Genomic DNA, 23,139 nt, shown 5'->3' on the forward strand with positions numbered 1-23,139 from the left:
ATGTTGGGGGGAGGAGGATCTTCTTCAGCCACAGAGTTTAGACTGGAGCGCAGTTTCAGGCTAAGGTTGTACATGTTCTCCGGGCTTGTTGCATTTGCGTTAATCGCATTCGTAATCCAGCTATTCAACCTTCAGATCGTACAAGGAACTGATAACTCTTTAAAGGCGGAGAAGTTCGTTCGAAAAAGTGAGACAATTCCTGCTGCCAGGGGAGAAATGTTCGATAGAAACTTTCTTACTCCTGAAACATCTATGGCTCTTGTTTCCAATTATTCCAGTTTGGATGCAGTATTAAACACTTCTTTACTCAAATACGATCCGACTAAGGTTAAAAATTTCTTACAGGAATTTGCGAGAACTCTTTCAATCCCTATGTCCTATTACGAAGAGGACTTACTCGAGCCGAAATTTTCGAAAAAGATCAAGACTAAAAAACCATTCGTACTTTTAGAAGCCATTTCAAAGGCTCAACAAGAGCGTATATCAGTTTTTGATAATATATCTAAATATGTGATTTTAGTTCCTTCTCCCAGAAGGATCTATAAAATGGGTCCCGCACTTGCGCATGTTACAGGATATATAGGTAAACCGAGTAAAACGGACCTTCTTACCCGTGAGATAAAATCTTACCAGTGGCTTGGGAAAGATGGTTTGGAACTCCAGTACGACTCAAGACTTAGAGGAACTGACGGATTTCGGATCCAAAAAAGAAGTTCCGAGGGAAATATCGAAGAAGAAAGGGTAGTGGAACATTCTACTCCCGGAAACAATCTAGTTCTTACTATAGACAAAGACATTCAGCTAGCCGCGTATAAGGCCCTAAAAGGTGCAAGAGGAACTGCGATTGCTATGCGTCCTTCTACCGGGGAAGTTTTGGCCATGGCTTCTAATCCAAGTTATGATCCGAATGTTCTCTCCGGAAAAAGTAGATCGGAAAGAACCGCACATTATAAGAGAGTCGATGCAAACGGTGGATTTTTAAATCTTGCGATCCAATCTAAATTCCCGCCTGCTTCCACTTATAAAACGTTAGTTGCACTTGCCGCATTGGAAAGTGGGCATAAGGTGGATTATACCCCTGAAACAAGCTATCAATGTAATGGTAGTTATACTTTAAAATCCACATTTGCCGGAGTTCCCGACCAAGTTTTCTATTGTTGGGAGAAAGGAGGACATGGTACGAATGACCTGGCTCATGCTCTTCAAAAATCATGCTCCGTGTATTTTTATAACCTAGGATATAAACTTGGTTCTGATCCTATCTTGACCTATTCTCGTTTATTTTTGTTGGATCAAAAATCCAAAGTGGATCTTCCGGGAGAAATTGCAGGTCAGGTCCCTTCTCCTGCATGGAAAAAAAGAATTTATGGAACCAGATGGTTCGATGGAGATACGATCAACCTTTCCATTGGACAGGGGTTCATGTCCGTTACTCCTCTTTCTATGACTTTGTTCTATGCAGGATTATTGAATAGAGGCCAGATCTATCAACCTTATATAGTCAACGAAATCCGAGATCCATTAGACAATTCCATTATCAATAGAACGGATCCTCAGAGACTAAGCGATATTCCGATCCAATCTTCCACGGTAGAAGCTATCAAAACAGGACTTAGATTGGTCGTGAAAAATGGAACTGCAGCATTCGTATTGAATAAACCTGGGCTTCCTGATATCGCAGGAAAAACGGGAACAGCCCAAACAAGAAGAAGAGGATCTTCCGGATCCAACCACGCTTGGTTCATAGGATATGCTCCTGCAAATGCACCTGTCAGCGAACAAGTATTAGTCGCTGTATTCGTAGAATACGGAGTGGGTGGAGCGGCCGGAGCAGCACCTGTCGCAAGAGAAATGTTTAGAGCTGCTTTCCCTCCTGGAAGTTTCAAAAGAACTGCAGAGATACCTGAAACTGCTCCTGTAGCACCGGAGAATATACAATGATGTCGGATCGTTCCATAGATAGGATTGACTACTTTTTAGTAGGCTCGGTCATCATTGTGGTGATCTGCAGTGTTCTTACATTATATTCACAAGAATATAATTTTGATGATCCGAGTGTCGGACTCATGAGCCATAAATGGTTCAAACAGTTTTTGTTTTTCCTACTCGGACTGATCATTATGTGGTTCCTCTCTCGGGTTAATTACCAATTGATCGGGGCTTATGCATTATTTATCTATGGGTTCGCTATTTTATTATTAGCACTCACTCTAGTAAAATGGATCGGTTATCTTCCTTCCAGTCGGGGTGCAAGATCTTGGATCAAGATTGGACCGTTCTTATTACAAGCTTCCGAATTTGCAAAACTTGCCACAGTGATCTTACTCGGTCAGTATCTAGTCTTAAAAGAAAAAGAAATGAAGAAGCTCGTGGTACTAGTCATTCCGTTCGGGATTGTTCTATTACCGATGGCTTTGATACTTTTACAGCCTGACTTCGGAACAGCTGTATCCTTCTTACCTATCTTATTCACAATGTTATTCTTGGGAGGAGCCGACTATTTCCACATCGGTTCCTTTATTACATTCGGAGGGATCTCACTTGTTCTTCCTATGTATGTGGAATATTCCAAACTTACATTGCTGAACGATATCCTCGCATTTCTACAAAGAACAGGAAAAACGGACCTTCTATCCGTAGTGAACCGATTGGGTGGAAAAACCTGGCAGGTATTGGACGGTAAGGATATAGCCGGAGCAAATCTCACACCCAAAACGATCGCTGCATTGAGAGAAGTATTCGATCAGGTGATCGACCTAGAAGGTAGTTTTATATTTAAGTTACTCTCTAACCAAGGATTACTCATCGGAGTAGGCGCAACACTTATTATATTCAGTATTATTATGATCTTGCTTAGGGTTGCCCGAGGAAGTAAAACATTACGTTCTTATTATATTCCTCTCGGGATCCTCGGGATCAGTTTGATCTCGGCTGTAGTCGTGATGAAAACTGTTCCTTTCCGAGAAAACCAGGTCATCCGATTGACTGCATTTTTAAATCCTGATGAGTTCAAACAAGACGCAGGATACCAACTCAGAGCATCTAAACCTGCAGTGGGTTCCGGAAAATTAGTAGGAAAAGGATTTTTAAACGCGGAAATGACGGAAGGAAAAATCCCTCATGTTCCTGAATCCAGCACAGACTTCATTTTCGCATCTTGGGCGGAGCAAACTGGTTTTATAGGTTCCGTATTCTTGCTTTTCTTTTTATTCTCTATTCCACTTAGAGGACTACAGATCAGTTACGAAAGTAAGGACAGATTCGGATCTTTACTCGCGTCAGGGATCGTTGCGATGTTATTCTATCATATGGCGATCAATATCGGGATTGTGCTTGGATTATTGCCGGTGACAGGGATCCCACTTTCCTTCATGAGTTACGGCGGTTCTCACTTGCTTATGTCCATGGCAGCGGTCGGGATCATTCTCTCCATCAAGATGAGAAAACACGCAAACTAAAATTTGGATCGGTAAAATGGCTGACTTTGCAAAAAAGCCTGCCGATATTCTATCTAAGCCGGCATGGAAAGAGTAAAAGATTCCAGATTTCTATTCGATCTGAAAAGAAAGTTCCGCTATATCTTGGAAGAAGTGGAGAAGAATACCTTCGACCAAGATTCGGAAGTCAGAGAATTAGAAACACTCTGGGAAGAAATGTTCGATGTCGCTTCCAGGAATGATACTCCATATTTCAAGGCCAGACTTTCCAATCTAAAAAGACAGTTGGATGGTTTTGTCAGAAACAAGGCCTACGAAAAGCAAGAATTCGATCGTATCTACAGACAATTAGAGAAGATCCGCAAAGATGATACAGTAGAATTTTTGGATGAGTCGATGCGCTCCACATTAGGAAGGATCGCAGAAAACACAAACAGAGTTGCAACTAATGTTTCCGGTTCAGGAATAGAGCCGGGCTCCTTGGGTGGAATTCCATTACTTCTCACTTTCAGATGTGGTACTGTTCATTTTATAGTTAAATCAGGACCTAAAAAGATATTCAGAAACGTACATAGAAACAAGGACAAGGTACTCTACGAAGGAAAAAAATATCCTATCTTCCCAAGCCGATCCATTTATTTTTCTTGGGAAGGAGAAGGTAGAGCCTGGGAAACCGAACCAGGTTCCTTACTCATGATCCGTTACCCGGAAGGGAATAGGTTTTTTAGATGTGACGCTTTAGGAGATACATTCCGTATTCCTGAAGATACTTTTAAAAGAAGATTACAACCCACTGATAAACAATCTTCCGAGATCCGTTATTATTTCCGCAAGGCAGGAATCCGATATTATTATATTCCCCAGAAGGGTGAGTGAATATCGGATCTTATGGTTTTCGAGGAATTAGATTCCGAAAAAGGTCCGATCTCCTTTTTAAAAGATAAGGACTATCTCATTCAAGATAGAGATTCATTCTTTGATCTGATATATTCTGCAGCCAGTGATACAGTTGCGGTCCATTCTTCTCATTTTCCTGAGCTTTTTTTTGATCTAAAGACAGGGTTTGCCGGAGAGATCTTTCAAAAGATCACCAATTATCAGAAACGATTTATAATAATAGGCGATTATTCTAATATTGCCTCTAAAAGTTTTAAAGATTTAATTTACGAAAGTAATAAAAACGGCAAAGTGATCTTTGTAGGGACTTTAGCGGAAGCCGTCCAACTACTTAAGTAACTGTTAAAGAGGAATTATGAAATATTCAAGAATTGCTATATTATTGGTTTTAATAAATTTATTGGGATGCTTTCCTTCGATTTCTGTAGGAGAGGGTTTTCAAGTTAAAGGAAAAAGATATTCAGATCTATCAGAGTTTAAATCTAAAAAGGTTTATTTGGATCTTACTTACGAATACGGAATTATTACGGAAGAAACAAAAACAAAGTCGGGCAAAATAGAGAAGAAAACAAATAAAGCAACTCCTGAGGTATATTTACAATTTAGAGATGCACTTTTTTATGAGTTAAAGGGAAAATATAAGTTAGATATTGAATATGGTCTGCCTAAAGCAAAGGATTCCTTATTCGTATCCGTAACCCCTAGAATGGACAAGCAATATACAACAGTAGAGAAGGCTAGTATCATCCTAAATAAAGGACAGGATCCTTTGTATAAATTAGACTTAGTAAATGCACCTAAGATCCAAACCTTAAAAATTGAATATGCAAAAACTGTGGAGCAACTTGCTGAGATTGCAGCCGAGAAGATCTACGATGCTATTCTAGGAAAATCAGAAGAATAATAAGTTTCCGCAAGCCGTTAAGAATTTGCTTTGGATTTCTTGAATTTTCCGGGAAGATCTTCCTTTCTTTGCGGCTTCGCATGAAACCTCGCTCGAAAACCCACCTAACATAAATATAACGTAATTTAGGTTGCAATTTTCCGTCTCAGTGCGAAAATCCAAAACCTTCACGATGCAATACAATACTTCTTTCTGGGACAATTGGACATTCGAAAGTCTATTCGATCTATATTCAAAGGGCCTTGATTTTTCGAATTCCAGAGAATTAAAAATAAATAAAGAGACAAATTCCTATGATTGGACGGAAGTTTCTACCGCTTGTGTCCAGATAGAAAGTCTATTTCATTTGATTAATGAACTTGTTCTAAGAGAAAAAATATTCTATGATCATAAGTTTTCCGCAGGTTGGAATTCCTTCGAAAGTCTAGATTCCTTGGATGGAAATCTACTTATTTCGGTAGATATACCGACTTATAACCCCGAAGTTGCCGATTCCAGAAACAAAGCCTTAGAATTATTATGTGTCACTGATCAGATGAAAAAACATCAGGAAGAAAATTTAGAAGGGTATAGAAAGAATAAACAATCTCCTCATGAGTATTTCGGTCAAGTGGTTTGGGGAGCTGCCGGGAATCTGGGGCGCAGTTCCTTCCTAGGAGCGCATTACGTGGCTCATCCAATTCGTGCTTCTTTACTCGAGCAAGTCCCTTTATTCGAACCTCATACTGATATAAATTCGGAAGTAAAAGAATGGATCGATAACGAGAGGATGAAGATGTTCACAAGTTTGACTCCTGTTGGAAAGATGAATAATTTCCAGTTAGTTCTTCCACCCATAGTTGCAGAAGTGATCGAATCGGCTTCTAAATTTTCAGAGATCATTCCTTCTGCGATGGAGACTAGAGAAAAATATACAAAGATCAGAGAATGGATCGGAGAATACCAAACTGCAGTAGAGCTAGAGAATCCTTCTTCACTTTCTAAGTTTAGAAAAACGTTGGATTCAGTGGCTCAAGATTTGGAAAAAATGAGAAAAGGAACAGATATGGGAAATACTAAAGTGGGGCTTTCTTTTATCAGCTTGGATTTTCCGTTACCAAAAATGCCCGATTACAGGAAGTATTGGGGGATTAGAGGTGCATTAAATAAACTTTCTCTTAGTCGAAAAGGGGATAAGTCTCTTACTAAACTTTTAAATTGGTTGGATTGCCCGGAGAGTGGAGAGTCCGAAAAAATCAGGAAATATTTTATTTTATGATTTCCTTTATAGGCGACTGCGCGTATTGTTTGCTGCCCTGGAGTTTGATTTTAGTAAATGAAGTATAACGTGTATCTTTTATCTTTATGTTCGGTTCTTGCTTCCTGCAGTGAGATCGATCCAGGTTATGATATCAATGATGGGAAACAAATGGGTTGTATTGCTATACTTGTTTCGTATAATGCCTGCACTGATGGCTCATCGGACCCGGCAAGACAGAATGCTTGCCTAACGGAATCACTGGTCGCTGGCGGAAGTTGCTTCGCTAATGATTAGAAGAAGACGGAGAGATTACTCTCCGTCCTCGAGTAGGTTATTCAAACTATCTAGTAAAACATCTACTTCTACACCATAGCCCATACAAACTTGCTCGATAGTTTCGAGTTCGTTGATGGAACAATGAGAGCATCCGCCTAAATGATAACTTGAAAATACCAATCCTGCTTCAGGATGAAGACCGATCGCTTCGCCTACTGTCATTTCTTTAAAAAATCTTGGCTTGACCGCTTCCGACATGGGGAAAATCTCCTAAGTACTGGTTTAAGTTCCAGTATATAGACTCCCTAGGCCAAAGTCAATTCCATGTTTTTTCAAGAAACCGGCAAATTCTATATTCGTATCGAAGAAAGGTTCGAATCTTCTCATTATCTTTATAAATACTTCCCTGATGGCTCGGATGAGCCAATTCATGGCCATTCCTTTAAGGTGGAAGTTTATCTCTCGGGCCAAAAGAATATTGGAGAAGACGGGATCAGTTTCGACTTTTTAACCTCTAAGCGTAAGCTTAAGGAGTTAGTGGCTGAGTTAGACCATATTCTGATTAATGATCACGCTGATTTTAAGAAGACCAATCCAACCTCTGAAAATATGGCTCGTTGGTTTTACTATGGCTTAAAGGACAGTGTGGCCGAGGCTAAGGGTAAAGTAGATCGGATCGTAATCCACGAAGGTCCGGAAAACTTAGCTTACTACGAACCAAATTAAATCTTACCGTACGTAAAAAGAAAAACTAAATTTGCCACTGCATAAGAGATCGTGAAATAAAAACCGATCCGTAAAGGGCGGGGAAGTTTCATTACTCCGCATAAAACAAAATGCACCGCTAAAAAACAAAGGGCCAAGGTATTGGTCCAAAGAACAGCCTTCACTGGTTCGGAATCAGCTCCGTATAAAAGAAGAAGGACCGTAGGCAATAGTCCCAGAAAACTCATGAACCCGCCGGTTGCGATCCAAACCATTAGGATCATTCTGGACTGTCTTTCGTCAGGATGTTGGAAGACTGAGATTGCGCCTCCCACTACTAACTGGTGCAAAAAACCGTGGAATGCGTAGACCAAACTTACGCATAAAAATAGGATCGTAGGCAGGTTGAGATGGTTCAGGTCAGACAACTGGAAAACTCCGGACTTCTTATCGACTCACAAATCTTACGGAATGCCTTTCGCTTCACAACTAATTTACTGTTGACCGTCGATTGAAAAAAACGAAGATAACAGGCCGGACATGAATCAAACCCTTTGGACTCCCAGTCCCGAACTCATTCAAAACTCAAGACTTACAGAATTTCAAAATTTTGCCGAACAAAAGATCGGTAAAAAATTCCTGAATTACTCAGAGTTACATTCTTGGTCGGCTGAATTCCCTGAAAAATTCTGGGGACTCATTTGGGAATTTACCCCAGTCATTCATTCCAAAACGTACGACGAAGTCATCAAACCCGGAAAAACTTTTAGAGAAGCTCAATTCTTTCCTGGAGCAAAGCTGAACTTTGCCCAAAACTTACTTCGGAAAAAAGACGATACAATTGCCATCTTTTATAGAGGAGAAAGTGGAGCGGAGAAGAGCCTGACCTATTTTGAACTTTATAAAAAAGTAGGAGCACTCGCCGCCTATTTTAAATCGGAAGGTGTAGTACCTGGAGATAGGATTGCAGGACTCATGCCGAATGTTCCTGATACGGTTCTTGCAATGTTAGCTGCTACAAGTATCGGAGCTGTTTGGACATCTTGTTCTCCTGATTTCGGAGTTAAAGGAGTATTGGATCGATTCGGTCAGATAAAACCAAAAATCCTGATCACCACAGATCGATACGAATTTAAAGGGAAATCACTTCCGCTTGCGACAATTGTCGAAGAGATCTCTGCCCAACTTCCGGATCTGAAAAAGATCTTAGTTTCTGAATATCCCAGTTTAGGATCAAATGATGGGAAAAATATCACAAATGGATTTCCTAAGAACTCTATTCCATTAGAAGAATCTTATAAATCTTTTCTGGGAAAGGACCCTGAATTTTACCAAACATCTTTTGATCATCCTGTATATATCATGTATTCTTCCGGGACAACAGGACTTCCAAAATGTATGGTCCAAGGCTCCGGAGTTTTTCTGAACCATTGGAAAGAACTCGCGCTACATACTGATTTGAGAGAAGGAGATGGGATCTTCTATTATACCACCTGTGGGTGGATGATGTGGAACTGGCTTGTAAGTTCTCTTTCTATAGGGGCTACAGTTCATCTATTCGATGGAAATCCGTTCCATCCTGATCCAGGGGTATTATTCCGTTATGTTTCGGATCGTAAGGTGAAAGTATTCGGTGTAGGAGCAAAATATATTCTTAGCTTGGAGAAGGAAAAATACAAACCAAGCGTGGATCTATCTTCCATCAAATCGGTATTATCTACAGGATCGCCGTTGCCAGGATACGGATTCGATTATGTTTACGAATCTTGGAAGAAGGACCTAAGGCTTTCTTCTATTTCAGGGGGAACCGACCTGAACGGATGTTTTGCATTAGGAAATCCTAATTTACCTGTTCACTCCGGAGAATTACAATCTTTAGGGCTTGGAATGTCCGTCCAAATTTTTGATGATTCCGGAAAATCAGTCCAAGGACAAAAAGGGGAGTTGGTTTGTACTAAACCATTCCCATCTATGCCATTGGAATTCTGGAATGACCCGGATGGAAAAAAATACCTAAGCGCATATTTTGATACGTATTCCGATATATGGAGACATGGTGATTTTGCAGAAATTCTTCCCAATGGTGGGATGGTAGTATACGGAAGATCGGATGCCACATTAAATCCGGGTGGAGTTCGTATTGGAACTGCGGATTTATATAGTTTGCTTGAAACTATTTCTGAAATTGCAGATTCGGTAGTGATCGGTCAAGAATGGAAGGATGATGTTAGAGTGATCCTATTCCTAAAGATGGCTCCGGGTGCAGTCTTGGATCCAACATTTGAATCTAAGATCAAAATGGAAATAAAGGATAAGGTTTCTCCTCGCCATGTTCCATCTAAGATCATCCAAGTAGCGGACATTCCTTACACCCGAAACATGAAGAAGGTGGAAATTGCGGTAAAAAAAACAGTGCAAGGGGAATCTGTAACGAACCAAGATGCTTTGATCAATCCTGAATCATTAGAATATTATAAAAATATTCCGCAGTTACAAACAGATTGATCTCAATATTGAGATTTAATTTAGTCTTGTGGAACTTCTTCTTAATATTAGGTGATTAGGAATGAGTTTGATCTTCTATCTTTCTGAAAAAGAAGTTTCTATGATCAGATCCGTATTTTCCCAAAGATATTCTGTTTCAATAGGAGAAGCCAAGAATTCCGCAGAGTTTTGCGAGTCAGAATAAGAATTTTCGGATTCTTTAACGTTACGGATATAGAATGTAGCAAGTCCTGCTAATCCTAAAAGTAGAATTGCTGCAATCGCTGCTTGCCATACGAATATATTATTAGAAACTTCTTGGATTTCTGCCTTGGCGATTACTTTGCCTGCAATCCTTTTTGCAAGATCGGGATCATTAAGTAGAGATCCGATTTTTTTGTCTAGATCGGAATCGATATAAGGTTCTTTCATTTTTCTTCTCTTCCCTTTTGATTCGACGCGAATCGGGATAGCCATTCTTTTGCTCTGGAAATCCTGGACTTGACTGTTCCTTCGGAGATATCCAGTTTTTTAGCGATCGATTCCATCTTCTCGCCACCCAACCTAAGTATCATAGTTTCTTTATATGGAGAAGGCAAGAGATTAATTTGGGATTCCATCCATTTACGTTTGTCCGGATCAGGCTCGATCGCTGCAATATCTTGTTCTTTTTTCGCGGAAACCTTTATCTCAGCCTGTAGTTTCAAATAAGCTCTTCCTTCTCTATTCCATTTTCGAATGGCTCTTCTGCATTCGTTTCTGGCAGCGACATATAACCAACGATTTGCATCTTGGGGATCCAAACTAGGCCTATTCTTGAATTTAAGATAATATCTTAAATATGTATCTTGGACCAAGTCCTCAACTAAGGAAGCCATCCCAGGCATAATATGTCGGCGGATGGACTTGAGAACAGTCTCCTTACTGGATTCTATGATTCGGATTAATTCTGGTTCCGTCATTCTATCTATCTATAGTCCGCACCAAAACTTAGGTTATTAATAAGAATTTGGTCTCGGGCTTCAAGAACCTGGCCATTTATGGACAGGTTCTTACAATCTCTATCTCCCGGAGGAGGCGGACCATGGCGATGGGGCGGAAAGTCCCTTCTTTCTTTTAGCCTATTTAATCTTTCCTTATGTAGTTGGTTTAGTTTTTGTTTTTGTTCCGGATTCAGGATCGCTTCAAATTCCAGTCTTCCTTGTATATGCAGAAATCTTAATTCGAGTTGAATATCGCTGATCTCTTTTAATTTGGATTTCACCGCCACTAGGTCCACTTTAGGAGATTCTAATAGTTTACGCAAAGATTCGTGGAGAGCGGGTAATTTCTCTCCCAAAGTTCGGCTGATATTCTGTCTTTTGTCAGTTGCCGCCTTTGATTTTTCGATCTGCTCCGGGGTTAAAGAAAGTTCTTTGGAGAATCTTTCAAAATTTTTATCTTCTCTTTCTCTCGGGCCAGGACCTCCTCCCGGTATGAAGAAGTCGAACGGTTCCGGGCTGAATGGAGGAGGGGGTGGAGGCTCTGCAAATAAGAAACTCCCCGATCCTAAAACCAGTAAAATAAGAACGAATAATTTAAGTTTATTAAAATCCAAGTGATCACCTACTATTTCTGACGAATTATTTTTATTGTGTGGTACTAGTGCTAGAAGAACTTCCTGAAGAAATTGTACTACTTGTACAATTCACTTCTCCTTTTATACTTACAGAAGGACCTGAAACATTCTGCGTATTATAGCAAGTTTCCCCATCTTGTGTATAACACATACTTGTAGAAGTTGCAGAAGTACAATTGATATTATCCACCGTATAACATTGAGTGAGAGAAAGAGCTACACTTCCGCTCGAGACTGCTGTGCCGACCAGATCTAAATCCACAGTGAGATAAGAAAGAGCCTGAGAACTGGAAACACTTGTATCCACAGGAACACCACTTCCTCCCCAATAAATTTTTCCATAGTTGGAAACCACTGCAGATGTGCCTATTCCTCCTGAATAAGAAAACCCTTGGGTGGAATCGATTGATCCTTGGTTCTGGGTAGCATCGTATAAGAACTTGAGATAGAGATATTCTCCGGTCTTAAAATATAATCTGGTGATCACTGTATATAAGTTCGTAGTGCTTGTGCTTGTCGTACTGGTTGTAGTCGTACTCGTGCTGGAAGAACTATAAGGAGTTGCAGTTCCGCAACTTGCGGTCTTGTCCATGTCCAATTCCCCATCGATATTGAATGCAACCCCGTCCCCAAAAACGGTTAAACTTACTTTATCCGCATCTCGATTCTCGCAGGATAAAAAACAAAATAAGAAAAATACTAGATAGGTTTGCGGACTATGTAAGCTCAAATGGATAGAAGGATTCAAAATAAGATTCCAGGATTCTGTTTGTATATATAAGTAAACCCGGAAGAGCAAAAACGTTCCCTGATTCTTTCTAAAATTATATAGTTATCTGATCGACTGGAGTATGATAGATACTTGTTTTTTCCCTTGATCCATAAGGGCTAAGAAAATATAAAAGAATGGTGTTTCGAATATTCGGACTTCTATTTTCTTTTTTGATCCTTTCTCCTGCGTTCGCTCAAGGTATCTCAAATTCCCGCTTGGATGAGATCCAAAAAAGGGGAGAATTGAGAGTCACTGGAAACCGTAACTTCGACCCTTTCTATATCTCCGATCCAAAGGAAGGATTTCCCGGATTCGATGCGGAACTCGGAAAAAAATACGCAGAGTTCTTGGGAGTAAAATACACATTCACAAACCGTCCGGAATTTGAGGATTACGCCGAAGCAATCAAGAGCGGAGAAGCAGATATTGCATTTTCCGGTTTAAGTTCTACATTAGAAAGATCTAAAAAAGGAAGTTTCAGTTCTCCTTATTTAGTTTCTACTACTGGTGCATTGGTGAATAAGAATGCACTTCCTCCTCCTCCGGAAGGAAATATTATCTCTACCGTATATTTCAGAAGTGTAAAAGACTTGGATAGCGTAAGCGGGCTTAGCTTTTCGGTTAGAGCATTTTCTGCCAGCCATGAATATCTCTTAAGTATTTTTCCTAATTCCAGAATATTCACTTACGGTTCTATGGAAAGCGCTTGGAATTCAGTGAAAGAAGGGCAAGCAAATTGTTTTGTGGGAGATTCTCTTTATATCAAGGGTTTGCTTCTCAAACAAAGAAGTATTTTATCCAATTTCAGAGCACTCATAGAACCTGTTCAGGAAAACCATGTGAGCGCTTTACTTCCTAAGGGTGATATTTACTTCTCCCGTAACTTTGAATTTTTTCTGTCGGAACTCAAACGTACAGGAGAATTAAAAAGTTTAGAGGATAAGTATTTTAACAGAAACGACTGGGTGAAATAAAGAAACAGTCTAATCCGTATGGCGACTTTGGCAAAAAGAAAAGCCCAAAATTCTCCCGGACAGATCTATGTGGATTCCAGTTGTATCGATTGTGAAACCTGTAGGATACTGGCTGGCGATATTTTTGGAGAAGACCAAACCGGTTCCTTCGTTAAAAAACAACCTGAATCAGAATCGGAAAAATTCCAAGCCTTACAAGCATTAGTTGCCTGTCCCACAGCCTCCATTGGAACGGAAGATCGGATTGATCTTACAGAAGCAAAATTATCTTTCCCAAGACGGATCCAAGACGAGGTCTATCATTGCGGTTTTCATTCTAAGGATTCATTCGGCGCCTTCTCCTACTTAATTGTCCGAGAAGAAGGTAACGTACTTGTAGATTCTCCTAGATATATTCCGTCACTTTCTGAAAAAATAAAAAATCTGGGCGGGATTAAATATCATTTTCTAACTCATAGAGATGATGTAGCAGATCACGAAAAATTTCACCAAGACTTTGGGACAGAAAGGATTATTCATGAAGGAGATCTATCCGCAGTTCCAAATGCGGAAATAGTGATCAAAGGGAAAGAGCCGTTTTCACTTAGCGAAGATCTATTGATAATTCCCGGCCCTGGACATACAAGAGGACATTCTACTCTATTATATAAACATAAATTTCTATTTTCCGGGGATCATTTAGCATTTGATCCTAAGAAAGAGAGACTGATCGCTTTTAAAGGTGCTTGTTGGTATTCTTGGGAAGAACAAACCAAGTCCATGAGGGACTTGGAGAATTATAATTTTGAGTGGCTTCTTCCAGGCCACGGGCACCCCGCTCATACGGATCGGAAGCGTATGAGCGAGATGCTTAGGTCCTGCGTTTTATGGATGCAAACGTGTTAGAATGATTCCCTGCTTCCTAAATATTCTTCCTGGCCTGAAAATACGCTCTCAGCGTAGGCAGGAACTCCTCCCCATTTTTTAACCGCCCCCGGTCCCGCATTATAAGCGAGAAGAGCTATGCGGATATTTCCCTCATGGGTTTCCAATAAATGGTTCAGATAAGAGACTCCTAGATGGATATTTGTTTCTGGCTCCAGTAGGTCTTGTTTCTTGATATGTTTTCCTTCCCAGGATGCGATCCAAGATCCGGTCCCCGGCATGATTTGCATGAGCCCCAGTGCATTCTTCTTGGATCTTGCTTTTCTATAGAATTCAGACTCTGTTTTTATGATCCCGAGAAGTAACCCTGCCTTCTCTCCTTTTTGGCAATAAACTCCACAGGCGCTGTCATTGATCCTTTCGGATTCTTTTTCTACGGTTAAAGAGAGAAGTTCAAGCTCTGGTTCAGTAAGGCTTGGCCTTTCGGAGCGAATGTATTCTTTGATTTGAGTGGATTCTGGGAGGGAGTTCCTACCAACCGCGCTCTTTCCTATTAGGGAACCCGCGATTGGGGCTACTAGAGATTGGTAAAGTAGCGGTAACGAGGCGATGAATATGTATCTTTTTCTAACTTTAGGCTGGAGCATTCTCCTTGCCTCCTCTTATGGTGCATCGCACCATCTATGACCAGCTTTTTTGCATCGCACTACGGGCCAAGTAAAAAACCGCCCGGTTTTTGGGGTTTTGGTAAAAAAGTCAGATTTTTGGGGATGAATCTGGCCCTTAAGAAATTGAAAACGAATCAGTGAAGAAGCACCGGAAACATTTTCCATTTTGGAAATATATTTCCGAAAGCGTAGCACTTATTCTTTCACTCTAGTTTTTGCTCTTCTATAAATCTATATTTGAATTACTTGCGAGGGCTTCTCAAAAAGAAGTAGTGGGAAAGAAATTTCCAAACGGAAAATAATTCTTTCGGTGTAAATAAATCCTAAAATATAGATCGGAACGTTTAGTGGAAGTTTGGAAATAAATTTACTAATCTAAAATATGTATTTTTATTTGCGTTCGCTTCTCAAAACGATTCTCAAACCTGAATAAATATAACATTCGATTTATTTAATATAATTTTCTAAAAATAAAATTTTTGATGCAAATTTCTGTAACTGCTTCGTCATAATGATTAGAACCGGGGATTTGTTGAACAAACAAGTCTGAATAAGAAAGAAAAAACTCACTCGCGATGATCGATCCCGCGGTAGAGAAAATTTAAAGATACATTACAAAAAGCTAAATCCATATTCGTCGGATCCGTTTTCTAAAAACAAAAACTTTGAAATCGGATATTTTCTGGGGAAAAATAATGAGGGTATCTTTAGCTCTATCCGTACTATGCCTTATTGCATTTTCACAATGTACCCAAATGGGAGATCCATCTAGTGATCTCACTTGGGAGGAAAAACAGCTTCTCTGGATAACATACGGAGAAGAAATGAAAGGCGGACTACAACTTACGAAAGCAGCCGCTCAGAAATGGGGCCTTGGGATAGACGTTTATCCTGCTAAGACCAGGGTGGATAGAATGAGAAATACTATAGCATTTACTGAATCCGGTAAATGTCATGTAGAAGGTATTTCTCAGAAGAATGCAAAAGACTGCCAACTATTCTCTTCTAATCCTTTTTATCTTGCGGCTTGTTCTATCTCCGCGGCTACCAAGATAGAAAATAGTGTAATTTTTATTTTTACAGATAGAATTAAGGCGACTGCAGATGCAATGAGAATGGAAGGAAGTACAATTGATGTAAAAGAATACATCATTGCGACTGTTGCTCATGAAGTAGGGCATTGCCTTGGATTACAACATTCTCAAGATCCAAAAGATCTGATGTTTCCTATGTTAACCGGAAATGTTTTCGAACCTAGCAGAACTGAAATGCATGCTGCACAAGCATTGTATGATACTTCTTTGCCACCAGGTTCGATTGATGATTCCAGTCTTTATACGAAACAATCCGAGTTTACTTACTTAAAACAATATACCGTACCTTCGTTTGCGGTATTCGGAAATATAAATATGGAAGAGGAAGACTGATAACCCCAGAACGGTAAAACCGGTCGGTCTTCCTTGGTGCGGATCGAAGATTGCCGGGGATTAAACTCCCCGGTTTTTTTCTAATTTTTCAGCTAAGTCTACAAGCAGTCTCACGCCGTATCCGCTTGGGCCGTTTCCAATTTGGGTTCCGGATGCTTTCTTTCTCCAAGCTGTTCCTGCGATATCAATATGGGCCCAGTCAATTCCTGAATCCACAAAACGTTCCAGGTATTTTGCAGCAGAAAGGCTTCCGCCAGGGCGCCCAGCAATATTACGTAAATCTGCTATATCACTCTTTAGATCTTCGCCGTATTCTTCCCATAAAGGTAGATTCCAGGTCCTTTCATCAGAAGAGGCTGAAGCCTCATCCAGAAGACCGCGCAGTTTGTCTGAATTACTCATCACTCCAGCGGCTTCATGGCCCAAGGAAATGATGATTGCCCCAGTTAAAGTTGCGAGATCTATCATATAATCCGGTTTGTATTTTTTTCCAATATAAGAAAGAACATCTCCTAATACGAGACGGCCTTCCGCGTCAGTGTTTTGGACTTCTACAGTGAGTCCGTTATGAGCAGTGTAAACGTCTCCCGGCTTCAGAGCTGCCGCATCCGGCATATTCTCCGCCACTCCAATCGCTGCGATTACAGGAACGGAAAGTCCTAATTCTGCAATTGCACCGATCGCATGGATCACCGCAGCGGCACCGCACATATCATATTTCATTTCATGCATATCTTGCGCAGGTTTGATGCTGATCCCACCGGAATCGAATGTAAGTCCTTTTCCGATCAGTGCTAATTTCTTTTTGGATTTTGCTTTAGGTGGGTTATATTCCAAAACGATCATCTTAGGTTTTTTGTCTGAACCTTGGGAAACTGCAAGAATTCCACCCATCTTTTCTTTTTTAAGTTGGGGTTCGTCCATTACAGTGATCTTTAATCCTGCTTCTTTTGCGATCTCTTTGGAACGAGAAACAAATTCTTCCGGAGTGAAATGATTTGCTGGAAGGTGAGCGATATATCTCGCACCGTTCACATATTTACTGACTGCTCTAGATTTATCCAAACCGGCTTTCGCTGATTTTTCTGCATTAGGATCCTCTAATACAAAACTTACATTTCCGAATTTGTTTTTTTTCTCTTTAAAATCTTTGGTAAGAACATTGATTGGAAATGCGCCTAGATCGATTGAATTTGCGATCTGGTAAACTAAAGAAGAAGGAGAAAGAGTTTTGGTCAAAAATCTAGTAAGTTTGATCTCTAATCCCACTGAATCCCATTTGCGAAGTTTTTCGCCGATGTTTAAGAAGATCTGGGCTACGGATCGAATGCTTACTTTGTTGGAATTCCCCAAACCTAGATAGATAATTCTTTCAGATTCATCAGTAAAACTTTGTCCGGATTCTGCGGAGAATATCCCAGAGCGGATCTGGTCGGAAAATTTGGTCTCCAATTCTTTAGGAAGATTGTCTTTTGTAACTGGGATTACTTTATAAATATTTTTGGAAGTGTTCTTCCCTATACTAAAATTGATTTTTGACTTTTCTATCTTCATTTTTTGTCCAACGCCTTGATATCTCCGAGTATCTCATCCACGTGACCTTTCACGCTTACCTTCGGATAAACTTTCAAAATTTTCAGATCTGTTCCGATCAGGAATGTGGTTCTGAGAATTCCCATAAATTCTCTTCCCATAAACTTTTTCAACTGCCAGACTCCATAAGCCTCGCAGATACTTCCGTCTTCATCCGAGAGTAAGGTAAAATTGAGTTCTTGTTTTTCTATAAATTTCTGGTGGGACTTAACTGAATCCTTGGAGACACCTACTACGTTGTAGCCTTCTTTTTTTAGTCTCGCAAAATTATCCCTAAAATCACAGGCCTCGGTCGTACAGCCTGGGGTTTGGTCCTTTGGATAAAAATATAATACTAAACCTTTTTTTCCGGCCATATCCTTAAGAGAGACCTTTTCCCCGTCTTGGTTCAGGGTCGTAAAACTAGGGGCCTTGGACCCCACTTTTAAAGTACTCATACAAAGACAAATGATGGGGAACTCGGCTTCTATACAAGATTTTTTGTTTCGTTTCCGTTTTCAGAAGGGAAGAAGAAGGTAAAAAGCCTTGCGAAATTAGAAAATCGGCCGACAGTAAATATATGGATCCTAAAGAAAGAATGGAACTGATCCGTCAGGGAAACCAGGCCTTCAACGAAGGTGATATCCGAAAAGCCAGGGAATGTTTTCTGAAAACGGAATACAAGGACGGGCTAATTCGTTTAGGAGACCATTTCATGTTCGAGAAAAAACTCCCGATCCTCGCTTACGGTTATTATAAGAAGGCGGGATATCAGAGAAGGATAGACGAAATTTTCCAAAGAATGATATGGGCGCTTTCCCAATGGATCGGGCCTGATAAGTTCAAAAATCCCGAACCCGAAAGAAAAGCTCCGGATCCGGAAGATTTTGTGGTCCATCCGATCTTAAGACAAACCGCCTTGGACATACTCAAGAAAAACGGAATGTCTATCTAAGCGGTTTTAAGATCTTCCTTTAAAATCTTCCATAGTTTTATAAACTCCGAAAATTTTATCCGCGATCCAGTCAAAAACTGAGATCGGAAGTATCCCTTTTAATGCGTTAGAAAGATATATAGTCCAAGGTAAAAGTAATCTAGGTTTTCCTTTTTTCATCGCCTGCCAGACTTTTGAAGTTACGTATTCCGGGGAAAGTATGGGAGTGAACAACATTCCCTTAACCCCCTCGAACATTCCTGTGGAAATATACGCGGGATTCACAGTAGTTACTTTTATATGTCCGAAACCGGCTTGGATCAATTCCAATCTCAAAGAATCGCTCCATCCTGTTTCGGCCCATTTCGAAGCACAATACACACTCATTTTGGGATTAGAGACCAACCCTGCCGCAGATGAAATGTTTACAATCCTGAAATCGCCCGATTTGTCTGATAACATCTTCGGAAGTAAAAATCTAGTAATATACATTGGGCCTAACGTATTAATTGCAATCGTGGCTTCTATATCCGATTTAGGATCGTGTTCCCAGAAATACTTTCCTCTCACAATGCCTGCGTTATTTATGATTATATCGATCCCACCTAGCTTGGACTCTATCTTGGAGGTGGCCTTTCGGATTTCTTCCCGATTTGAAACATCTACAATGTCGGTGATAATATTCGTTGTTGTCGATCTTAGTTCTTTAGCGGAGTTGAGTAACGCTTTCGAATTCACATCCCAAAGAACGAGCGCAGATGCATTTTCCTGGATGGAACGTTGGGCGTAAATTTTTCCCATCCCCATTGCGGCCCCGGTGATTAAAATTCTCTTTCCCTTTACGGTTTTCATATCATTCCCTCGGAAATCGTAAGACTAAACTGCCTTAAATTACTATTCTCACAAAAAGAAATTTTCTATCTCATTTCGGAGGATTCCTGATTTTGTCTTAAGGAATCCTTCCGAAATGTTTCCTAGTAAAATTGTATACCCATTCTTTCTTTTATTGATCTCTCTGGCTCTTCCCAATTGTTTTTTTTCCGGAAACGATACGAAGAATGATCTAAATCCCCAAAAACATCCGCCGGTTGAAAGACTTTATGCTTCTACCTGGTCCCAGGATTTTTATGCGATGATGAAGTATGTCCATCTTTATGATGAGATCCATCCATTTTTGTATAATTTGGAAGGTGGTCGTAGTAATACAGGCCGAATCCTTTCCGTTTGGAAGAAGGACGAGATAGACGAAAGGATCCGTTGGCTAAGACTAATGTCTCCTAGGACATTGATCATTCCTACAATTTTTCGTTGGGAAAATGATTTCGAAAAAGTTTCCGATGTGATAGGTCTGAATGGAAATACTAAGGTTAGAGATCTTCATATCCAAAATATTCTTAAAGAGATTGATACTTACGGATACGACGGAATCGATATAGACTATGAAGGGATGACTTGCGAGAAGAAGGAAGTATTTCAGGAATTTCTAATACTTCTGCGCGACGAGCTACATAAAAAGGGTAAAATCCTGTCGGTGGCAATTCATCCTAAGACCGTTGCAGAAAAACCTTCCGTCTATCCTTGTAAAGGTTTGAAATCTCCTATCCAAGTGGATTTTTACGAAGCCTATAGAGGGCAATTAACTCATGATTATGAGTTTTTGGGGAAGGTCGCAGATAAGGTCAAAATTATGGCCTATGAATTACATCCTCGTAAACAAGGTTTTCCAGGACCTGGACCTCAGGCACCGGATTGGTGGATTGATAAAATTTTAGAATATGCTGTCGCTCGTATTCCTAACGAAAAGTTATATATGGCAATTCCGACTTATGGATACGATTGGGCATTACATTGCCAAGCTGAAACAAAATCAGTCTATTATTCCAGGGCGAAATGGATCCGAGACAAAATGGCTCCCAGAAAAGAAGAGCCTACAGACGTATTAGAAATATTTAAAACACAACCTAAGGCGGCGGATTGGACTTATCTTAGGCCTTACTTATACAGACACCAAGGTCATGTCTATTCGGATCCTTCTCTCTGGTATAGAATGGGTGGCTGCGACCGTGTGGCATTCTATATGAACAGAAGTGCTTTCGAGAAGAAAATGAAAATACTGGACAAGTATAAGATCCGTGGATTTTCTTTCTGGCAATTAATAGAAGATAACGATCCTGAGATCAATAAATATCTGGAAGAAAAATTAGGCCCTGAACTTTCGGAAGTACATTAAGATTCTTTCATGATACTTCCGGAGATGATCAATTTCTGGATCTCGCTTGTTCCTCCGCCTATCTCTCCTAATCGAGTATCTCTGTAGAGGCGAGAAACTTTATACTCGTCCATATAACCTGCGCCTCCATGGATCTGGACCGCGAGATTTGTAACTTCTCTCGCTGCAGTAGTTGCAAATAATTTACATGCGGCACATTTTCCGGAAAGACTCATGCTCGGCTTTCCTTCCGATTCTATTTTTTCCATTTCCCAAGCGGTATTATAAGTAAGCCATTTTGCTGCTTCGTATTTGGAATAAATTTCTGCGAGCATGAACGCAACACCCTGATGTTGGTAAATGGATTTGCCGAAACTTTTGCGGGAAGCAGAGAAAGATTTAGATTCATCTAAACAAGCTTTCATAACTCCCAAGGAATAGGCGGCTAAAGAAAGTCTTTCTGCATTAAAGGTTTGCATTGTTTGTCTGAAACCTTTTCCTAATTTGCCTAAGATATTTTCTTCCGGGACTTCTACGTCTTCGAAAAATAATGCTCCGGTAGGGGATGCTTTTAACCCCATCTTGTCCATGGCGGCTGATCTGGAGATACCTTTGGATTTCAGATCTACTATAAAATGAGTGAGTCCTTTTTCTTTTCCAGACTCATCTTGGGTCCTTGCAAGTACCAAACAATAGTCTGCATTGGGTGCATTCGTTATAAAAGTTTTTTGACCAGAGAGAAGATAACGGTCTCTTCCTGATTTTTTAGCAAGAGAAGAAAGTCCTGAAACGTCGGAGCCTCCATCAGGCTCCGTAACTCCTAAGGAGCCGATTGTTTTGCCGGAGATAATATCGGGCAGATATTTTTTCTTTTGTTCAGGGGTTCCGAAATGTTTGATAGGAAGTCCGAATAGACCTGCAGAAGCCCCGGCACTGAAAAAAGTAGAACCGCAAAATTCTGAAATGATCTCCATCGCCAAAGTGCTCAAGAAAACTCCTGCACCTTGCCCGCCGAATTCTTCTTCATGCAGAAGACCTAGGTAGCCTGCTTCTCCCAGTTTTAAATAATGGGATCTGGGAAGTTCCTTCGTTTTATCCGCTTCTTCTGCAAAAGGATGGATCTCCTTTTTGCAAAAATTACGAAATGATTCTGTGAACTCTTGTTCATCTGAACTTAGGCTAAAATCCATTTATGATCCCTCGGATCTTGCTAAACTCGAAGAAACATAAGCAAAGGCAAGTAGAATTCCCTGCATCCGAATATTGTTTGTTAGGATTGCAAACTAAATACGGATTTTAGTTAAAGTAATATATTCTAAAAACTTAAAATACTATTTTCCTTTGAAAACCGCGGTCCTTTTTTCGAGTAAGGAGCGGATGCCTTCTTGTCCGTCTTCTGACTTTAAGCAGTCTGTCACCAACGGTACTAGGTCATCAATTGCTTCCAGATCTCCGACTTCGATTGCCTTTCTTGCGTTTGCTAAAACTGCATCAACTGCCTTAGGAGCCTGGGCGCAAATTTTTTCAGCAAGTTCTATTGCTCTTGTGATTAATTCTTTTTTAGGCAAAACTTCTTGCACGATCCCTATTCTATATGCTTCCGAAGCATCGAAAGTATCTCCTGTTAGGATATATTTCATTGCATTTCCCCAGCCGGAAGTTCTTACAAATCGTATTGTTGCTCCCCCGAAAGGTAAGATCCCTCTTTGTACTTCCATTTGAGCGAATACGGTTTTTTCTGCTGCGAGTGCAATGTCGGATGCTAACATCAATTCAATTCCTAAAGTTAGGCAAAATCCATGGACAGCAGTGATCAAAGGTTTTTTACGAACTCTTCCTGTTCCTCCCGTATCCCAAGGATTGATATTTCCTTTTTGGAAAAAATTTCTGCCTTGTTCGATGATTGATTTAGCAACGTCTTCCAATTCTAAGCCGAAAGTGAAATGAAGCCCGTTTGCATAAAGAACTGCACATCTGGAACTAGGATCATCTTCATAAACAGTAAGAGCATCGCTTAACTCCATGATCATTTGTGTATTCATCGCGTTTCTGGCATCAGGACGATTGAGTGCGATACAAAACACAGGACCTTTCTTTTCGATTTGAATATAAGTATACGATTTCATAAAATCCTCCGAGACAGGTAGACCATATAGTC

The 23,139-nt window shown here is 40.3% G+C and carries 26 protein-coding genes; 14 read left to right on the forward strand and 12 right to left on the reverse strand.

From position 1 onward, the window contains the following. The 7 genes from mrdA to EHO65_RS04700 all read left to right on the forward strand — a co-directional run bounded on the left by mrdA (position 1) and on the right by EHO65_RS04700 (position 6,772). Positions 1-1,941 carry a penicillin-binding protein 2 gene (gene mrdA, locus EHO65_RS04670; RefSeq protein WP_135773013.1) on the forward strand — a complete coding sequence of 647 codons (1,941 nt, stop codon included), beginning with the start codon at positions 1-3 and terminating at the stop codon, positions 1,939-1,941. Then, positions 1,938-3,458 (forward strand): rod shape-determining protein RodA, encoded by a 1,521-nt coding sequence (rodA, locus tag EHO65_RS04675; RefSeq protein ID WP_135773014.1) that lies wholly within the window; start codon positions 1,938-1,940, stop codon positions 3,456-3,458. Before mrdA ends, rodA begins: the two co-directional genes overlap by 4 nt. Positions 3,459-3,521: 63 nt before the next feature. After that, the gene (locus tag EHO65_RS04680; protein ID WP_135773015.1) at positions 3,522-4,313 is read left to right on the forward strand and encodes a hypothetical protein; all 792 of its coding nucleotides are present in this window, start codon (positions 3,522-3,524) and stop codon (positions 4,311-4,313) included. Positions 4,314-4,325: 12 nt separating this feature from the next. Then, positions 4,326-4,673: a DUF4180 domain-containing protein gene (locus tag EHO65_RS04685; protein ID WP_135773016.1), complete on the forward strand. Its 348-nt coding sequence runs from the start codon at positions 4,326-4,328 to the stop codon at positions 4,671-4,673. A gap of 16 nt (positions 4,674-4,689) precedes the next feature. Further along, positions 4,690-5,238 carry a hypothetical protein gene (locus EHO65_RS04690; protein ID WP_135773017.1) on the forward strand — a complete coding sequence of 183 codons (549 nt, stop codon included), beginning with the start codon at positions 4,690-4,692 and terminating at the stop codon, positions 5,236-5,238. Positions 5,239-5,410: 172 nt separating this feature from the next. Next, positions 5,411-6,496 carry a hypothetical protein gene (locus tag EHO65_RS04695; RefSeq protein ID WP_135773040.1) on the forward strand — a complete coding sequence of 362 codons (1,086 nt, stop codon included), beginning with the start codon at positions 5,411-5,413 and terminating at the stop codon, positions 6,494-6,496. Positions 6,497-6,553: 57 nt separating this feature from the next. After that, complete coding sequence (locus tag EHO65_RS04700) at positions 6,554-6,772, forward strand: hypothetical protein (RefSeq protein ID WP_135773018.1); 219 nt, start codon at positions 6,554-6,556, stop codon at positions 6,770-6,772. A gap of 15 nt (positions 6,773-6,787) precedes the next feature. On the opposite strand, the gene EHO65_RS04705 is transcribed toward EHO65_RS04700, so the two are convergent. Beyond that, a complete protein-coding gene (locus tag EHO65_RS04705) occupies positions 6,788-7,012 on the reverse strand; it encodes a DUF1858 domain-containing protein (RefSeq protein WP_008593840.1) in 225 nt (74 codons plus the stop codon). 66 nt (positions 7,013-7,078) lie between these two features. On the opposite strand from EHO65_RS04705, the gene EHO65_RS04710 reads away from it, so the two are divergent. Further along, positions 7,079-7,480 carry a 6-carboxytetrahydropterin synthase gene (locus tag EHO65_RS04710; protein ID WP_135773019.1) on the forward strand — a complete coding sequence of 134 codons (402 nt, stop codon included), beginning with the start codon at positions 7,079-7,081 and terminating at the stop codon, positions 7,478-7,480. Here the strand turns inward: EHO65_RS04710 and EHO65_RS04715 are convergent. After that, positions 7,477-7,887: a hypothetical protein gene (locus EHO65_RS04715; protein ID WP_020768959.1), complete on the reverse strand. Its 411-nt coding sequence runs from the start codon at positions 7,885-7,887 to the stop codon at positions 7,477-7,479. The genes EHO65_RS04710 and EHO65_RS04715 overlap by 4 nt on opposite strands. 112 nt (positions 7,888-7,999) lie before the next feature. Here EHO65_RS04715 and EHO65_RS04720 point away from each other — a divergent pair, with 112 nt between their 5' ends. Continuing rightward, a complete protein-coding gene (locus tag EHO65_RS04720; protein WP_135773020.1) occupies positions 8,000-9,964 on the forward strand; it encodes an acetoacetate--CoA ligase in 1,965 nt (654 codons plus the stop codon). Positions 9,965-10,039: 75 nt separating this feature from the next. On the opposite strand, the gene EHO65_RS04725 is transcribed toward EHO65_RS04720, so the two are convergent. The 4 genes from EHO65_RS04725 to EHO65_RS04740 are packed head-to-tail and all read right to left on the reverse strand — an operon-like array spanning position 10,040 to position 12,309. After that, entirely contained in the window at positions 10,040-10,375 is a 336-nt protein-coding gene (locus EHO65_RS04725) for a hypothetical protein (RefSeq protein WP_135773021.1), read from the reverse strand. Further along, on the reverse strand, positions 10,372-10,905 hold the full coding sequence (locus EHO65_RS04730; protein WP_135773022.1) for an RNA polymerase sigma factor: 534 nt from the start codon (positions 10,903-10,905) through the stop codon (positions 10,372-10,374). Before EHO65_RS04730 ends, EHO65_RS04725 begins: the two co-directional genes overlap by 4 nt. Positions 10,906-10,910: 5 nt before the next feature. Then, a complete protein-coding gene (locus EHO65_RS04735; protein ID WP_135773023.1) occupies positions 10,911-11,540 on the reverse strand; it encodes a Spy/CpxP family protein refolding chaperone in 630 nt (209 codons plus the stop codon). Between the two features lie 31 nt (positions 11,541-11,571). Then, positions 11,572-12,309 (reverse strand): LIC10920 family plasminogen-binding lipoprotein, encoded by a 738-nt coding sequence (locus EHO65_RS04740; protein WP_135773024.1) that lies wholly within the window; start codon positions 12,307-12,309, stop codon positions 11,572-11,574. 158 nt (positions 12,310-12,467) lie between these two features. Here EHO65_RS04740 and EHO65_RS04745 point away from each other — a divergent pair, with 158 nt between their 5' ends. Then, positions 12,468-13,307 (forward strand): substrate-binding periplasmic protein, encoded by an 840-nt coding sequence (locus EHO65_RS04745; RefSeq protein ID WP_135773025.1) that lies wholly within the window; start codon positions 12,468-12,470, stop codon positions 13,305-13,307. Positions 13,308-13,325: 18 nt separating this feature from the next. After that, a complete protein-coding gene (locus EHO65_RS04750) occupies positions 13,326-14,192 on the forward strand; it encodes an MBL fold metallo-hydrolase (protein ID WP_135773026.1) in 867 nt (288 codons plus the stop codon). Here the strand turns inward: EHO65_RS04750 and EHO65_RS04755 are convergent. Beyond that, on the reverse strand, positions 14,189-14,818 hold the full coding sequence (locus tag EHO65_RS04755) for a lytic transglycosylase domain-containing protein (protein ID WP_135773027.1): 630 nt from the start codon (positions 14,816-14,818) through the stop codon (positions 14,189-14,191). The genes EHO65_RS04750 and EHO65_RS04755 overlap by 4 nt on opposite strands. 716 nt (positions 14,819-15,534) lie before the next feature. Between EHO65_RS04755 and EHO65_RS04760 the strand changes: the two genes are divergently transcribed. Then, positions 15,535-16,266, forward strand: coding sequence for a matrixin family metalloprotease (locus EHO65_RS04760; RefSeq protein ID WP_244243441.1), 732 nt, complete (start codon positions 15,535-15,537; stop codon positions 16,264-16,266). Positions 16,267-16,326: 60 nt separating this feature from the next. Here EHO65_RS04760 and EHO65_RS04765 read toward each other — a convergent pair whose 3' ends face one another. Both EHO65_RS04765 and bcp read right to left on the reverse strand, forming a co-directional pair. Continuing rightward, complete coding sequence (locus EHO65_RS04765) at positions 16,327-17,820, reverse strand: leucyl aminopeptidase (protein ID WP_135773028.1); 1,494 nt, start codon at positions 17,818-17,820, stop codon at positions 16,327-16,329. Further along, a complete protein-coding gene (gene bcp, locus EHO65_RS04770) occupies positions 17,817-18,296 on the reverse strand; it encodes a thioredoxin-dependent thiol peroxidase (RefSeq protein ID WP_135773029.1) in 480 nt (159 codons plus the stop codon). Before bcp ends, EHO65_RS04765 begins: the two co-directional genes overlap by 4 nt. Before the next feature lie 122 nt (positions 18,297-18,418). Here bcp and EHO65_RS04775 point away from each other — a divergent pair, with 122 nt between their 5' ends. Continuing rightward, entirely contained in the window at positions 18,419-18,793 is a 375-nt protein-coding gene (locus EHO65_RS04775; RefSeq protein WP_135773030.1) for a hypothetical protein, read from the forward strand. 6 nt (positions 18,794-18,799) lie between these two features. Here the strand turns inward: EHO65_RS04775 and EHO65_RS04780 are convergent, their stop codons facing one another. After that, complete coding sequence (locus EHO65_RS04780) at positions 18,800-19,624, reverse strand: SDR family NAD(P)-dependent oxidoreductase (RefSeq protein WP_135773031.1); 825 nt, start codon at positions 19,622-19,624, stop codon at positions 18,800-18,802. A 280-nt stretch (positions 19,625-19,904) separates the two neighbouring features. Between EHO65_RS04780 and EHO65_RS04785 the strand changes: the two genes are divergently transcribed. Continuing rightward, positions 19,905-21,002: a glycosyl hydrolase family 18 protein gene (locus EHO65_RS04785; RefSeq protein ID WP_425269326.1), complete on the forward strand. Its 1,098-nt coding sequence runs from the start codon at positions 19,905-19,907 to the stop codon at positions 21,000-21,002. On the opposite strand, the gene EHO65_RS04790 is transcribed toward EHO65_RS04785, so the two are convergent. Both EHO65_RS04790 and EHO65_RS04795 read right to left on the reverse strand, forming a co-directional pair. Continuing rightward, positions 20,999-22,171 (reverse strand): acyl-CoA dehydrogenase family protein, encoded by a 1,173-nt coding sequence (locus EHO65_RS04790; protein ID WP_135773033.1) that lies wholly within the window; start codon positions 22,169-22,171, stop codon positions 20,999-21,001. The two genes, EHO65_RS04785 and EHO65_RS04790, sit on opposite strands and share 4 nt — an antisense overlap. Before the next feature lie 141 nt (positions 22,172-22,312). Beyond that, positions 22,313-23,107, reverse strand: coding sequence for a crotonase/enoyl-CoA hydratase family protein (locus tag EHO65_RS04795; RefSeq protein WP_135773034.1), 795 nt, complete (start codon positions 23,105-23,107; stop codon positions 22,313-22,315). Positions 23,108-23,139: the final 32 nt, after the last annotated feature.

The organism is Leptospira andrefontaineae (assembly GCF_004770105.1).
Lineage (GTDB): Bacteria > Spirochaetota > Leptospiria > Leptospirales > Leptospiraceae > Leptospira_B > Leptospira_B andrefontaineae.

What these genes read in the sequence shown, in the direction of transcription:
- mrdA (WP_135773013.1), top strand. Translation starts at nt 1, where the DNA reads ATGTTGGGGGGAGGAGGATCTTCTTCAGCCACAGAGTTTAGACTGGAG.
- rodA (WP_135773014.1), top strand. Translation starts at nt 1,938, where the DNA reads ATGATGTCGGATCGTTCCATAGATAGGATTGACTACTTTTTAGTAGGC.
- EHO65_RS04680 (WP_135773015.1), top strand. Translation starts at nt 3,522, where the DNA reads ATGGAAAGAGTAAAAGATTCCAGATTTCTATTCGATCTGAAAAGAAAG.
- EHO65_RS04685 (WP_135773016.1), top strand. Translation starts at nt 4,326, where the DNA reads ATGGTTTTCGAGGAATTAGATTCCGAAAAAGGTCCGATCTCCTTTTTA.
- EHO65_RS04690 (WP_135773017.1), top strand. Translation starts at nt 4,690, where the DNA reads ATGAAATATTCAAGAATTGCTATATTATTGGTTTTAATAAATTTATTG.
- EHO65_RS04695 (WP_135773040.1), top strand. Translation starts at nt 5,411, where the DNA reads ATGCAATACAATACTTCTTTCTGGGACAATTGGACATTCGAAAGTCTA.
- EHO65_RS04700 (WP_135773018.1), top strand. Translation starts at nt 6,554, where the DNA reads ATGAAGTATAACGTGTATCTTTTATCTTTATGTTCGGTTCTTGCTTCC.
- EHO65_RS04705 (WP_008593840.1), bottom strand. Translation starts at nt 7,012, where the DNA reads ATGTCGGAAGCGGTCAAGCCAAGATTTTTTAAAGAAATGACAGTAGGC.
- EHO65_RS04710 (WP_135773019.1), top strand. Translation starts at nt 7,079, where the DNA reads ATGTTTTTTCAAGAAACCGGCAAATTCTATATTCGTATCGAAGAAAGG.
- EHO65_RS04720 (WP_135773020.1), top strand. Translation starts at nt 8,000, where the DNA reads ATGAATCAAACCCTTTGGACTCCCAGTCCCGAACTCATTCAAAACTCA.
- EHO65_RS04725 (WP_135773021.1), bottom strand. Translation starts at nt 10,375, where the DNA reads ATGAAAGAACCTTATATCGATTCCGATCTAGACAAAAAAATCGGATCT.
- EHO65_RS04730 (WP_135773022.1), bottom strand. Translation starts at nt 10,905, where the DNA reads ATGACGGAACCAGAATTAATCCGAATCATAGAATCCAGTAAGGAGACT.
- EHO65_RS04745 (WP_135773025.1), top strand. Translation starts at nt 12,468, where the DNA reads ATGGTGTTTCGAATATTCGGACTTCTATTTTCTTTTTTGATCCTTTCT.
- EHO65_RS04750 (WP_135773026.1), top strand. Translation starts at nt 13,326, where the DNA reads ATGGCGACTTTGGCAAAAAGAAAAGCCCAAAATTCTCCCGGACAGATC.
- EHO65_RS04755 (WP_135773027.1), bottom strand. Translation starts at nt 14,818, where the DNA reads ATGCTCCAGCCTAAAGTTAGAAAAAGATACATATTCATCGCCTCGTTA.
- EHO65_RS04760 (WP_244243441.1), top strand. Translation starts at nt 15,535, where the DNA reads ATGAGGGTATCTTTAGCTCTATCCGTACTATGCCTTATTGCATTTTCA.
- EHO65_RS04765 (WP_135773028.1), bottom strand. Translation starts at nt 17,820, where the DNA reads ATGAAGATAGAAAAGTCAAAAATCAATTTTAGTATAGGGAAGAACACT.
- bcp (WP_135773029.1), bottom strand. Translation starts at nt 18,296, where the DNA reads ATGAGTACTTTAAAAGTGGGGTCCAAGGCCCCTAGTTTTACGACCCTG.
- EHO65_RS04775 (WP_135773030.1), top strand. Translation starts at nt 18,419, where the DNA reads ATGGATCCTAAAGAAAGAATGGAACTGATCCGTCAGGGAAACCAGGCC.
- EHO65_RS04780 (WP_135773031.1), bottom strand. Translation starts at nt 19,624, where the DNA reads ATGAAAACCGTAAAGGGAAAGAGAATTTTAATCACCGGGGCCGCAATG.
- EHO65_RS04785 (WP_425269326.1), top strand. Translation starts at nt 19,905, where the DNA reads ATGATGAAGTATGTCCATCTTTATGATGAGATCCATCCATTTTTGTAT.
- EHO65_RS04790 (WP_135773033.1), bottom strand. Translation starts at nt 22,171, where the DNA reads ATGGATTTTAGCCTAAGTTCAGATGAACAAGAGTTCACAGAATCATTT.
- EHO65_RS04795 (WP_135773034.1), bottom strand. Translation starts at nt 23,107, where the DNA reads ATGAAATCGTATACTTATATTCAAATCGAAAAGAAAGGTCCTGTGTTT.